The following is a 13,148-nucleotide window of genomic DNA, read 5'->3' as shown; positions in this document are numbered from 1 at the left end:
TAATTTTAAAGAAGGAGTAAACGAATTCTATGAATAGAAAATCTATTGTCGGCACTGGTATTGCCTTGATTGCGACAGCAGTCATTGCTTCAGTAGCAACCTTATCAGTGACTTCAAAAACAAACGCAGATTCAGACATCATTACGATGAAAGGTGATACCATCACCGTTTCAGAATTTTATGATGTGGTCAAAAACAATAAGGCCGCTCAACAAGTTCTTCTCGAACAAGTCATCACCTCTATCTTTGAAGCTAAATATGGCTCAAAGGTGACCGATGAAGAGGTTCAAAAGGCTTACGAGGAAAGTGCGAAGCGATATGGTGATAACTTTGCTAAAGCTCTGTCATCAGCCGGTATGACCGAGGAGAGCTATAGGTCTCAAATCCGCACCAATAAATTGGTAGAGTATGCAGTATCTCAAGCAGCCGAAAAAGAATTGACTGATGAAGCTTACAAAGCAGCTTACGATGCTTATACACCTGAAGTGAAAGCTCAAATCATCAAGTTGGCAGACGAAGCAAAAGCTAACGAAGTCCTTGAAAAAGCTAAGGCCGAGGGTGCTGATTTTGCTCAATTAGCTAAGGACAATTCGATAGACACTGCCACTAAAGAAAAAGGGGGAAATGTCACTTTTGATTCTACCTCTACTGACATTCCAGCCCAATTGCAAAAGGCTATTTTCGCTCTTGAAGCAGGTAAAGTTGGAGAGTCTGTGGTGACTGTCGTTGATCCTCAAACTTATGCAACCAGCTATTATGTGGTTAAACTTAACGAAAAAACAGAGAAGTCTGATAACTGGAAAGATTATCAGGATACGTTGAAAAAAGCGATCTTGGCTCAGAAAAAAGCTGATGCAACCTTTATCACAGGCGTTGTTTCTGATGAACTTCAAGCAGCCAATGTGAAAGTTAAAGATCAAGCCTTCCAAGGTCTTCTTTCGCAATACACCAAGACCGACAAGACAGAGACGTCATCATCAACTTCTGAATGATGAAGATCAACAAACAAGAATCCTCCCTCTTAAAGCAAATTCAGGGAAGTGGCGGTTAGTGCGAGCCATCTTTGCTGAGCGGATGTTGCTACTTGTTTGACAATAAGTGCTTCTGCACTTTTTATAGCTGAGCTTTGGCTCAACGAGGATGACAAGTTCATCGAATGAAGGTGGTACCGCGGTTTTCGCCCTTCGTTTGATGGGCTTCTTCTTGTCTTAGGGAGGTTCTTATGGCAAAATATTTTGAAATCAAGCAAAAAATGTGGGCTTTAGGTGGGAAATTCACCATTAAAGATGAACTAGGTCTACCAGCCTATGAAGTCACTGGAAGCTTTTTCCAGATTCCGAAGACCTTTACGATTGCAGACACGCAAGGTAGACTAGTCAGTAAAATCGAGAAGAAAATCCTGACTTTCTTGCCTCAGTTTACAGTGACTTTGGCGACTGGGCAGAGATTTACGATCAAAAAAGAATGGACCTTCTTTAAGCCTAAATATACGATTTCAGGCCTTGGCATGACGGTTCAGGGTGATTTCTGGGATATGAACTTTACGCTTAAGCAAGTAGGGCAGACCGTTGCCAAAATCCGTCAGGAATGGTTGCGTATGGGAGTGAGAGAGAAGTCATAATTGACTTCGTCGTCTCACCCCCGCAAAGTTGGCTAGGGTTGTAGAATGGTGAATTATCAGTATTTTACAACCCAGACAACTACTGCGTCAATCTGTTTAAACTACAAAAGAAACGAGACCGATTACTTTTATACCAGCCTCTCCGAAGACAGTTATGCGGATCTAGTCATTTCTCTCGTCATCGCTATTGATTACGTCAAGGAGCAGGAAGCCATTGCAGCTAACTCTTCGACATCATCACACTAGACAGATAGCCATGATGGCTCTGCTCTAACCCCAAAAGTTTGTAATCTCTGAAGATTATGTATAAAACTAAAAACTGTAACTGAAAAACTCCCTAGAGGCTTAAAAGTTTTCTCATGCTTTCGAAGGATTTCTTAATAGCTCTATATCTTACAATAAAGGAATATGAAAATGAAACAATTATCTTCTGCACAAGTTCGCCAAATGTGGCTTGACTTTTTTGAATCAAAAGGGCACTCAGTTGAGCCATCGGCTAACTTAGTACCTGTCAATGACCCGACCCTTCTTTGGATTAACTCTGGGGTTGCAACTCTCAAAAAATATTTTGACGGCTCTGTTATTCCTGAAAATCCACGGATTACCAATGCTCAAAAGTCTATTCGGACCAATGATATTGAAAATGTCGGAAAGACTGCTCGTCATCATACCATGTTTGAAATGCTGGGAAATTTCTCTATTGGTGATTATTTCCGCGATGAAGCCATTGGCTTTGCTTTTGAACTTTTGACCAGCCCAGAATGGTTTGGTTTTGAGTTGGACAAGCTTTACATGACTTACTATCCTGAGGACAAGGATTCCTACAATCGCTGGATTGAATTGGGGGTTGACCCAAGTCACCTCATTCCGGTTGAGGACAATTTTTGGGAAATCGGTGCAGGCCCTTCTGGTCCAGACACAGAGATTTTCTATGACCGTGGTGAAGCCTTTGACCCTGAAAATATTGGCATACGCTTGATTGCAGAAGATATCGAGAACGATCGCTACATCGAGATCTGGAACATCGTTTTGTCTCAATTCAATGCCGATCCTAAAGTCCCTCGTTCAGAGTACAAGGAATTACCAGCTAAAAACATCGATACGGGTGCTGGTTTGGAGCGTATCGTTTCGATTTTCCAAGGGGCCAAAACTAACTTTGAAACGGATCTCTTCATGCCAATCATTCGTGAAGTGGAAAAGCTTTCTGGTAAGACTTATGACCCAGATGGGGATAATATGAGTTTCAAGGTGATTGCTGACCATATCCGTTCGCTGACATTTGCGATTGGCGATGGTGCATTGCCAGGTAATGAAGGTCGGGGTTATGTTCTGCGCCGCCTCCTTCGTCGAGCGGTCATGCACGGCCGTCGTCTGGGGATCAATGAGCCTTTCCTATACAAATTGGTCGTGACCGTTGGTCAAATCATGGAAAGTTATTACCCAGAAGTCCTTGAAAAACGCGATTTCATCGAAAAAATCGTTAAGCGTGAGGAAGATACCTTTGCTCGTACCATCGATGCGGGATCAGGTCACTTGGACGATCTCTTAGCAGAGCTTAAGGCTGCTGGCAAGGACACGCTTGAAGGTCAGGACATTTTCAAACTTTATGATACCTACGGATTCCCAGTGGAGCTGACTGAGGAATTGGCTGAGGATGCTGGTTTTAAGATTGATCACGATGGGTTTAAGGCTGCCATGAAAGAGCAGCAGGATCGCGCTCGGGCAGCAGTGGTCAAAGGTGGTTCTATGGGCATGCAAAATGAAACCTTGCAAAACATCACAGTGCCGTCTGCCTTTGTTTACGACACGTTAGCGCTTGATTCTGACTTGACCGCCCTTGTTTTTGATAATGAAGCTGTTGAAACCGTTCAAGCAGGTCAGACTGCTCTGGCTGTCTTTACAGAAACGCCGTTTTATGCGGAGATGGGGGGTCAAGTAGCGGATCATGGTCTCATCACGACTGCTGCTGGGGACATTGTGGCCAAGGTTGTTGATGTGCAAAAAGCACCAAATGGTCAACCCCTTCACACGCTGGACGTCCTAGCAGATCTAAGCCTTGGTCAGACTTACCATTTAGCCGTGGATCAGAAGCGCCGTTACGCAGTTGAAAAAAATCACACAGCTACTCATTTGCTTCACGCAGCCCTTCACAATATCCTTGGCAAACATGCAACTCAGGCAGGTTCCCTCAATGACGAGGACATGCTCCGCTTTGACTTTACCCATTTTGAAGCAGTGACAGCAGCAGAACTCCGTGCCATCGAAACACAGGTCAATGAAAAAATCTGGGAAGCACTTGCTATTGAAACGATTGAAACAGACATTGATACCGCGAAATCGCTTGGTGCGATGGCACTCTTTGGTGAAAAATATGGTCAGAGTGTGCGTGTCGTCAAAATCGGTGATTACTCGATTGAGCTTTGTGGTGGAACGCATTTGGAGAACACCTCAGAAATCGGCCTCTTCAAAATTCTCAAGGAAGAGGGGATTGGTTCAGGGACTCGTCGGATCATTGCAGTGACCAGTGCAGATGCCTTTAAGGCCTACCGTGAACAAGAAGATGCCCTCAAGGAAATCGCAACAACTTTGAAAGCACCACAAATTAAGGAAGTTCCAAGCAAGGTAGCAAGCCTGCAAGAGCAATTGCGTGAACTTCAAAAAGAAAACGCGGCCCTCAAAGAAAGGGCTGCCGCAGCAGCGGCTGGAGATGTCTTTAAGGACGTCAAGGAGGCTCATGGGGTACGTTATATTGCAAGTCAGGTTCAGGTATCTGATGCTGGTGCTCTTCGTACCTTTGCGGACAACTGGAAGCAGAAAGACTACTCTGATGTGCTTGTCCTTGTGGCGGCTATCGGCGATAAGGTCAACCTCCTAGTCGCTAGCAAGTCTGATGGTGTTCATGCTGGGAATCTAGTTAAGGCTCTGGCACCTCACATCTCAGGTCGAGGTGGCGGTAAACCAGATATGGCTATGGCTGGTGGTAGCGATGTGTCAGGTATGGACAAGCTCTTATCAGCAGTCGCAGAAAACCTCTAATATTTTTAGAACATCAAAAGATTTATCGCTAATCTTCAATCTGTCTTGCTGAGCTTTAAAAGTCTGGGAAGCGGTCAAAGGTTAGAACGAAACTTACTAAAGCAGCGATCCAACAATCACACTTGGCTTACAAAGGTTAGAAACTGTGCAAATAGTCGTCTTTCAACGGTGAAAAAACAGATTGGACGAAATCATGATTTCCACCTCAAGACTAGCCTTGTCTGCTGTGAAGATAACCATACACAAAAATCAGTCTGTTACAGGCTGATTTTTCTTGACCCATCCCACAAAATGCGTTATTCTGAAAGAACATGAATTCAAAGGAAATGTTAGGGGTATAGTAGATTGAAACAAGATACAAAGTTGTCTCAAAATCAGATCATGATCTAGTACGCCTTTTTAAACCAAAGATGTACCGTTCTATATATAAAAGACTCGTAACTCTAGAGTGAAAGGAATTAGAAAAAGCCTTGATTGCAAGGCTTTTTCGCATAGAGAGGAAATATTAGAGGGTGATTAGTAACTGAGATTGTAGACTTGATAGAGAGAAGCTGTGTCAATCTATTACTAGAAAGCTATCTTGAGAAATAGATACGTTATTCAGTTTATCTTTTGTTATATTCTCAACTTACTCTATCTAATTTCAGTTACATCTGGAGTTTGCTTTTCTAAATGTGTTTTTGGAATAACATGTATGTCAATTTCCATCTTTTTTTGATATTAAGTTCATCCCCACTCCTAGCAGGATAAAACTTCCTAATAGAGTTAACGTTGAGGTGCTCTGTCCTGTTCTTGGTAAGATTGATTGAGGTGAAATCTGGGCTTTCTTTGTAATTGACGATATAGGAGATGAATCTTTTTTCTCCGTTGTGTTAAGAGTTATTCTTATATCATTCAATGGACTAGGCCTGTTGTTTTGAGGGTTACTTGGAAGTTTAGGATTGCTTTTAGGTGAAACATCTTGTTCTTCTTTGGATAGAACATTAAATAAGAAGATTAGTGAGGAAGTAGTGGCTTCGTTTATTGGAATAGAGTATGTCGTAGCATCAGAAATTTTTTGCTTCGACACTGGATCACTATACAGCCCCGCATAGACAAATCCAGAATTGGATTTTGCAAGGAAGTGATACTGGTTATCATCAGTGGTTAATTCGATTGTGCCAGCTCCTTGTGTTTTTAAATGAATTGTCTGATTAGACCCTAATTTAGATAAATCCATATAAGTATCCGACACGTTAGATATGATATTGTTTGCTAGGAGAGTAGCTCCAGAAGTTTCTGCTAGTGTAATACCTTGATAGCCACCAAGAATTGTATTTCCTGTAATGGTCAAGTTATCAACGACACGCAAGGTTTGGATAGCTGGTTGCTTTGAGTCGGGATGCGTATATGTAATTGTATTATTAGTAATTGCAATATCTCGAATCTCGCCTAAATTTTGAGCATTGTCTTTCGCAAAACGAATGGATTTGGTATTGGAATCAGCAATATCAAAGGTATTTTCCGTGACAGTGATATGCTTGTTCAAATCCAGAACATGTGATTTATCTTTGTTATTATAAGAATAACCGTTCACTAATGTAGCACCTTTTTCGCGATAGTGGATACTATCTTCCTTCGCTTTTTTGGTGAAGTGATTTCCTTGAATGAGGACATTTGTAAATCCTGTAAAACGTATACCGGCATAGACCATATTATCAAAGTGGTTATTCAGGATTTTAATGTTTTCTGGATTTTCGGTTGTCATATCTTGGTAATGAGTACCGATAGCGGTCACTAATTCACCAGCAGTATTACTTTTTCCAAAGTAGGAATTTTGGATGGTGATATTTTCTGATTTTGCTCCAGTATTATTAAGAGCATAAGGAAAACCTTTCCTTGTGAGGGGTTCGATTTGAATGCTCTCATAATTGATAAGTTGGCTATCTTTAAGGGTATTTGGAAGGGCTTGGCCGATAAAACGGGAATTATCAATAAGGACGTTTTTGCTCCCTGCAATTTGGATAGCATGCCCCTTATAACTATCTTTGAAGGTTACATCACGGATTGTAACATTAGTTGAATTTCCGATAGCAAAAGCACCAGAAGAGTTGATAAGTGGGAGATTTTTAGCCTTTGTTCCCTCAGCATTTAGCTGGCCATTCATATCAATAGTTCCACCAGTAAAAGTGATATTTTCGGTTGGAGCCCATTCCACCTGCTTTCCATCATCGGTAAATTCACCGGTCATAAAAACAATAGAAGGATGATCTTTCTGATTGATGTAGTTTAGGATGGTTGCTTTTTCGTGAAGTTGGACATGAATATTACTCTTGAGGAAGATAATTTCCTCCATGCGGTAAGTACCCTCTGGGAGATAAACGATACCACCCCCAAGTCCTGTGCTTGCTGCATCAATAGCATCTTGCAAAGCTTTGCGATCATCTGCAATACCATCGCCAATTGCACCGTATTGTGTTTTTATATTTAGAGGTTCATTTGAAAATGTTTGCTCAGTATTTCCCTCATTGCCAGCTTGTCTTATTTCAGCAGTGAGGGATTCTTCTTGTGTTAGAGCCTCATCTGAAAGTATTAACTCTGTATTGCCGCTTTCTTTCGGGATAATCTCGTCACTTGTCCTTGCCGATTTCATTTCAGCACCGAGAGTTCCTTCTGAATTGTTCTGCGTGTTTTCTATTTCTGTTAGCTGTGATGTGCTTAGTGAGGGATCTTGTTCTATTGAAGAAGCTTCATTGGCAAAGACAGGAGTAGTAGAAAATAGGGCAAGCCCAATAAATGCTGAACAACCTCCAACCGATAACTTACGAATGGAAAAGTTTTGTTTATTGAATTGTGTCATTTATAGATTCTCCTTTGAATGATATATTCGATTGAAACGAGAGAGAAAGACCATCGGTTTAGAAATACAGGTTTGATGATCTCCTAATCTTATTTCAATCTACCATAAAAGACACCGATGTCATATAAACGCTTGCCCTCACTATATCTTAATTGATATAAATAGTCAAGAAAAAATGCAATACGGGTTTTTTTATAAAATTTTTATCAAAATGGTTGACAAGAAAACGTTAACAGTTTATAATACGAATGTAAACGCTTAATGACACCGGTGTCAAAAAATAAAAAAGACATCAAAATTGAAATTGGAGGTTACATGGTCAATCTAACAAAAGTTAAATTTAAGGAGAATGGTGATTTTAATCATTTTCCTGGAAACACAATCGTTGCCAATCTTTATGGTAATGAAGAGGTCATGAAATTGGTTGAGATTATCCAGACGGAATATCGGAAGCTACCTTTTATTGACAAGTTTACATTAACGCCACAAGGATCTATTCATATGACCGTTATCGAATTGCTCTGTGATAGGAATCGTCTTTCAGAATATTGGAGTAAAGATTTATCTTTGGAGCTACCGATTGATGAGGTTTCGGATTATTTTGCAGAGAAGTTGCCAATCTTTCCCTTGACAGATGAGAAGCTTGTGATGAGAACAACAGCAATGGGCTCTCAAAATATTTTGGTAGAGCCTGCTGATACCAAAACAGCGGACCGTTTAGCTGAAATTCGTGAGTATGTATCTGAGCATGCAGGTGTCCGTTTCCCGAATCATGACAACTATCAATTCCATATTTCGGTAGGTTATCTGAGAGAAAACCTGACCGAGGAAGAAGAAGCACTCTTTTCAGAAGTGAAAGAGAAGTTAAGTCGAATTTTGTTGGAGAAATTACCGACAATCAGTATTAATCGAGTAGACTATACTGTTTTTGATGATATGACTCGATTCACACCATATGTAGAAAAAATAAATAAAATTTAAAGGAGAAAACCCATGAAACTTAAAAAGTTTGTCTCATTATTTACAACCTCAATCGTAGCACTTAGTTTAGTAGCCTGTGCAGATGGTGGAAGTAAAACAGAAGAAACAGCTGTCTCATCTGAAGGACCAGCTGATCGTAGCGAAACACTTGTTATTTATTCAAATTCTGTATCAAATGGCCGTGGTGAATGGTTAACAGCTAAGGCTAAAGAAGAAGGATTTAATATCGAAATGGTCGATATTGCAGGTGCGGAACTTGCAGATCGTGTTATCGCAGAGAAGAATAATGGCATTGCTGATATGGTATTTGGTATCGGTGCTGTAGACTCAAATAAACTTCGTGATGAAGAATTACTGATCAAATTTGAACCTGAATGGAAGGATAAGATTGAGGCTTCTCTTGCTGATAAGGATGGTTACTATAACCCAGTGATTGTTCAACCGCTTGTCTTGATTGGTCGCAAGGATGTAACGGAAATGCCGAAAGATTGGACAGAGTTGGGTGCTAAATACGCAGGGAAATACTCGATTAATGGCTTACAAGGTGGAACACCTCGTGCGATTTTAGCAAGTATTTTGGTACGTTATCTGGATGAAAAAGGTGAACTCGGAGTATCTGAGGAAGGCTGGAAAGTTGCAAAAGAGTATATCCAAAATGCTTACGTTCTGCAGAAAGGTGAATCATCGGTCGTTAAAATGCTTGATGATAACGATCCAGTGGTCTATGGCATGATGTGGGGTTCAGGTGTTTTAGTAAACCAAAAAGAATTTAACACTGAATTTCAAGTAATGAGTCCTAAAGTTGGTGTACCGTTTGTAACGGAGCAAACAGCTATTCTTGCTTCAAGTAAACGTAAAGCATTGGCTAAAGAGTTTATCAACTGGTTTGGTTCCTCAGAGATTCAAGTAGCTTATGCCAAAGAATTTGGTTCGATTCCAGCCAACAGCGACGCTGTTAAAGAGCTTCCTGAAGATACTCAAAAACTCTTAGATTCAGTGCACCAGCAAGACATTGACTGGGAAGTAGTTGGCCAATACCTTGATCAATGGGTTGAAAAAACAGAACTTGAGTTTGTAAAATAATTAAAGTTCCCTCCTAAATACAGGGAGCCAGGATTTTTTGACACAATAAATGGTTGGAGAATCTTGGCTCTTAGTATTTATAAGGGGAAAAGATTGGAGAATAGAATGATTAAATTTGATGCCATTCAGATTAAGTATGGAGACTTTGTAGCGATTGATAATCTCAACCTCGAAATTAAGGAGGGAGAATTCTTTACATTTTTAGGGCCCTCTGGATGCGGAAAGTCAACGACACTGCGTTGCTTAGTAGGATTCTTAGAGGCTGCAGCTGGGGATATTACAATCAACGATAAGGCAATTACTCACCTAGAGCCAGAAGATCGTGGCATTGGTATTGTCTTTCAAAGCTATGCTCTTTTCCCAACGATGACGGTATATGATAATATCGCTTTTGGGTTGAAAGTAAAAAAAGTTTCACCAGATCTTATTAAAGCTAAGGTACTAGAAGCAGCAGCTAAAATTAAAATCTCAGAAGAGCAATTACAACGAAATGTATCTGAGCTATCAGGTGGTCAACAGCAGCGTGTGGCCTTAGCTCGTGCCTTGGTCTTAGAACCAAAAATTCTTTGCTTAGATGAGCCGCTTTCAAACTTGGATGCTAAATTACGTGTTGATATGCGTAAGGAATTAAAACGTCTCCAAAAAGAACTTGGGATTACAACTTTGTATGTCACTCATGACCAAGAAGAAGCCTTGACATTGTCTGATCGGATTGCTGTGTTTAACAATGGTTATATTGAGCAAGTAGGTACGCCGGTTGAAATATACCACGAATCTAAGACAGAATTTGTATGTGACTTCATCGGTGATATTAACGTTCTAAATGAGGAAACTATTCAGCATATCCGTTATGCAAATCCAGAGGTTTCTCTTGAGGGAACAAAAGGATATGTTCGTTTGGAAAAGGTTCGTTTTACTTCTGTAACAGACAATGACATTGTGTTGAAAGGTCAGATTGTTGACACTGAGTTTTCAGGAGTGACTACTCGATATGCTGTTAAGGTTTCAGAAAATCAAATGATTAATGTGACCACGATTGATCAACAATCAGCAATCAAGGAAATCGGTACAGAAGTAGAACTATTTATCAATCCAACTGAAGTATTACAATTCTAAGGGAGGGCCTTATGGGGAAAAAATTAAACTGGAAAGATATTGCGATAAGGCTAGGACTAATCTGGTTTGTCTTTACTTTTATCGTTTATCCAAACCTTGGTGTTATTTCGAGTGTCTTTTTCAAAGATGGGGTATTCTCGCTTAGCGCTTTTGATCGTATCATGAAATCAGAACGTGCTATTTCGAGTATTATGAATAGTTTCAAGTTAGCCTTTTCCTTGATATTTACAGTTAATATTGTCGGTGTCTTGATTACTTTGTTCACTGAATATTTTGATATTAAAGGAGCAAGAATACTGAAATTAGGTTACATGACGTCACTCATTTACGGTGGTGTTGTACTGGCAACAGGGTACAAATTTGTATATGGACCGTATGGTTTAGTCACAAGATTTTTGAAGAATCTCGTTCCTAGCCTAGATCCAAACTGGTTTATTGGTTATGGAGCAGTGTTATTTATCATGACTTTTGCTGGTACAGCAAACCATACCCTATTTTTAACAAATGCTATTCGTAGTGTAGACTATCATACGATTGAAGCAGCAAGAAATATGGGAGCAAAGCCATTTGAAGTTTTTAGAAAAATTGTTTTACCAACCTTGAAACCAACTTTGTTTGCCTTAACAATCATGGTATTTTTGAGTGGTTTGTCAGCTGTTGCAGCGCCAATGATTGTAGGTGGAGAGAACTTCCAAACTATTAACCCAATGGTTATTACATTTGCAAAGATGGCTACCTCGCGTGATTTGGCTGCTTTGCTAGCCATGATGTTGGGTGTTGCGACTACAATTTTGCTGACAGTGATGAACAGGATCGAAAAGGGTGGTAATTATATTTCAGTGTCAAAAACAAAGGCACCATTGAAAAAACAAAAAATTCAATCTCCAGTCTGGAATGGGATTGCACATATTGTAGCCTATGCCTTATTTATAGTTTTTATGCTACCAATCATGTTGATCGTGCTTTACTCATTTACTGATCCAGTAGCTATTCAGACAGGAGACTTGTCACTCGCTAATTTGACGCTTGCTAATTACCAGCTTTTCTTTAGCAGCTCAGAGGCATTCTCGCCATTCTTAGTTAGTTTCGGCTATGCCTTGATCGCATCTGTGACAGTTACTATTTTGGCAGTCGTCTTTGCTCGTGTCGTGCGAAAGAACAAGACAAAGTTTGATTTTATGTTTGAGTACGGTGCCTTGTTACCGTGGCTGTTGCCGAGTACTTTACTAGCTGTCAGTCTCTTGTTTACGTTCAATGAGCCACAACCACTGATTTTGAACTATGTACTAGTTGGGACGATTGTGATGTTACTTATTGCTTATATCATTGTTAAGATTCCATTTTCTTATCGAATGATTCGGGCGATTCTCTTTAGTGTGGACGATGAAATGGAAGAAGCAGCTAGAAGTATGGGAGCAACACCGTTTTATACAATGGTTAAGGTAATTATTCCTTACATTCTGCCAGTTGTTCTTTCTGTTATTGCACTTAACTTCAACTCACTTTTAACAGACTATGATTTATCAGTCTTTCTCTACCATCCTCTACTAAAACCTCTGGGGATTGCCATTAAGTCTGCTGGTGATGAAACAGCGACTTCAAGTGCTCAAGCCCTCATCTTTGTTTACACGATTATCTTGATGATTATCTCAAGTGGTGTGCTCTACATTACGCAGAGAAGAAGCAAGCCAAGGAAACGTTAGATGATAGATCAATTAACATTAGTTGATATCGCTATACGCTCGTTGTTGGCAGTTTTAGTGGGTGGCTTTATAGGTCTGGAGCGTGGAGGGAAAAATCAACCAGCTGGCATTCGTACTCATAGTTTGGTCTGTCTTGGTGCCTGTGTTATTATGATGACCAATCTGTTTGTATCCATTGAATTTCAAGTTGGAGATCCGACTCGTATGGGAGCACAAGTGGTCAATGGCATCGGTTTTCTTGGTGCAGGAACCATTCTTGTTACTAATGATAACAAGGTGAGAGGTCTGACGACAGCAGCTGGTGTATGGGTGGCAGCAGCGATTGGACTAGCTATTGGTATTGGATTTTACCGTGGAGCACTTATTAGTTTTGGATTTGTGTGGGGAGTGATGACACTATTTCAACCCATGAAGGCGTATATCCAAAAACGCTCTAAAGTGATGGATCTTTACTTAGTCTTTGATTCGATGGAGTCCTATAATCGTGTCTTGATTTATTTTGCTGAGAACAGAATCAGTATTAGTGAATCTAAGGTCTCCTTTGGAGAAGTCAGCAAGAGTAAGTTAAAATATTTTGATGTAGAAGACAAACAAATAGCTTCGTATTTAACGATTGAATTAAAAGATAGTTTTGAACATTTGAAAACGATGGAAGAACTGTCATTGATACCCGGTGTATTGTATGTAGAGGAATTGTAAGAGGTTTGAGATAGAGAGTTGAGGTGGGCAGATGTGTTGATGTCATCAGGAACATTTGCCTGCTTTTTTA

General features: G+C 40.2%; 9 protein-coding genes and 1 pseudogene. 9 read left to right on the top strand and 1 reads right to left on the bottom strand.

Annotated elements, in window-relative coordinates; genetic code table 11:
* Window positions 1-29: 29 nt before the first annotated feature.
* The 4 genes and pseudogenes from A3I5_RS0109585 to alaS all read left to right on the top strand — a co-directional run bounded on the left by A3I5_RS0109585 (window position 30) and on the right by alaS (window position 4,657).
* The gene (locus tag A3I5_RS0109585) at window positions 30-992 is read left to right on the top strand and encodes a peptidylprolyl isomerase (RefSeq protein ID WP_018374389.1); all 963 of its coding nucleotides are present in this window, start codon (window positions 30-32) and stop codon (window positions 990-992) included.
* Window positions 993-1,222: 230 nt separating this feature from the next.
* Window positions 1,223-1,600: pseudogene (locus tag A3I5_RS11940) on the top strand (LURP-one-related/scramblase family protein); the annotation flags it as partial.
* 66 nt (window positions 1,601-1,666) lie between these two features.
* Window positions 1,667-1,867: an LURP-one-related/scramblase family protein gene (locus A3I5_RS12695; protein WP_018374387.1), complete on the top strand. Its 201-nt coding sequence runs from the start codon at window positions 1,667-1,669 to the stop codon at window positions 1,865-1,867.
* 168 nt (window positions 1,868-2,035) lie between these two features.
* Window positions 2,036-4,657: an alanine--tRNA ligase gene (alaS, locus tag A3I5_RS0109575; RefSeq protein WP_018374386.1), complete on the top strand. Its 2,622-nt coding sequence runs from the start codon at window positions 2,036-2,038 to the stop codon at window positions 4,655-4,657.
* Between the two features lie 697 nt (window positions 4,658-5,354).
* Here alaS and A3I5_RS0109570 read toward each other — a convergent pair.
* Entirely contained in the window at window positions 5,355-7,496 is a 2,142-nt protein-coding gene (locus A3I5_RS0109570; RefSeq protein ID WP_018374385.1) for a glycosyl hydrolase family 28-related protein, read from the bottom strand.
* Between the two features lie 315 nt (window positions 7,497-7,811).
* Between A3I5_RS0109570 and A3I5_RS0109565 the strand changes: the two genes are divergently transcribed.
* The 5 genes from A3I5_RS0109565 to A3I5_RS0109545 all read left to right on the top strand — a co-directional run bounded on the left by A3I5_RS0109565 (window position 7,812) and on the right by A3I5_RS0109545 (window position 13,078).
* Window positions 7,812-8,477, top strand: coding sequence for a DUF1868 domain-containing protein (locus tag A3I5_RS0109565; RefSeq protein WP_026217028.1), 666 nt, complete (start codon window positions 7,812-7,814; stop codon window positions 8,475-8,477).
* A 12-nt stretch (window positions 8,478-8,489) separates the two neighbouring features.
* Window positions 8,490-9,560 (top strand): extracellular solute-binding protein, encoded by a 1,071-nt coding sequence (locus tag A3I5_RS0109560; protein ID WP_018374383.1) that lies wholly within the window; start codon window positions 8,490-8,492, stop codon window positions 9,558-9,560.
* A 105-nt stretch (window positions 9,561-9,665) separates the two neighbouring features.
* Window positions 9,666-10,676 (top strand): ABC transporter ATP-binding protein, encoded by a 1,011-nt coding sequence (locus tag A3I5_RS0109555; RefSeq protein ID WP_018374382.1) that lies wholly within the window; start codon window positions 9,666-9,668, stop codon window positions 10,674-10,676.
* A gap of 11 nt (window positions 10,677-10,687) precedes the next feature.
* The gene (locus tag A3I5_RS0109550; protein WP_018374381.1) at window positions 10,688-12,379 is read left to right on the top strand and encodes an ABC transporter permease; all 1,692 of its coding nucleotides are present in this window, start codon (window positions 10,688-10,690) and stop codon (window positions 12,377-12,379) included.
* The gene (locus tag A3I5_RS0109545; RefSeq protein ID WP_018374380.1) at window positions 12,380-13,078 is read left to right on the top strand and encodes an MgtC/SapB family protein; all 699 of its coding nucleotides are present in this window, start codon (window positions 12,380-12,382) and stop codon (window positions 13,076-13,078) included.
* Window positions 13,079-13,148: the final 70 nt, after the last annotated feature.

Source organism: Streptococcus merionis DSM 19192 (assembly GCF_000380085.1).
Taxonomy (GTDB): Bacteria; Bacillota; Bacilli; order Lactobacillales; family Streptococcaceae; genus Streptococcus; species Streptococcus merionis.
This window is presented reverse-complemented; position numbering and strand designations above follow the sequence as displayed.

Bases quoted from the DNA above. Each gene is read 5' to 3' on its own strand.
- A3I5_RS0109550 (WP_018374381.1), top strand. From the start codon at position 10,688: ATGGGGAAAAAATTAAACTGGAAAGATATTGCGATAAGGCTAGGACTA.
- A3I5_RS0109565 (WP_026217028.1), top strand. From the start codon at position 7,812: ATGGTCAATCTAACAAAAGTTAAATTTAAGGAGAATGGTGATTTTAAT.
- A3I5_RS0109585 (WP_018374389.1), top strand. From the start codon at position 30: ATGAATAGAAAATCTATTGTCGGCACTGGTATTGCCTTGATTGCGACA.
- A3I5_RS0109570 (WP_018374385.1), bottom strand. From the start codon at position 7,496: ATGACACAATTCAATAAACAAAACTTTTCCATTCGTAAGTTATCGGTT.
- A3I5_RS12695 (WP_018374387.1), top strand. From the start codon at position 1,667: ATGGTGAATTATCAGTATTTTACAACCCAGACAACTACTGCGTCAATC.
- A3I5_RS0109555 (WP_018374382.1), top strand. From the start codon at position 9,666: ATGATTAAATTTGATGCCATTCAGATTAAGTATGGAGACTTTGTAGCG.
- A3I5_RS0109545 (WP_018374380.1), top strand. From the start codon at position 12,380: ATGATAGATCAATTAACATTAGTTGATATCGCTATACGCTCGTTGTTG.
- alaS (WP_018374386.1), top strand. From the start codon at position 2,036: ATGAAACAATTATCTTCTGCACAAGTTCGCCAAATGTGGCTTGACTTT.
- A3I5_RS0109560 (WP_018374383.1), top strand. From the start codon at position 8,490: ATGAAACTTAAAAAGTTTGTCTCATTATTTACAACCTCAATCGTAGCA.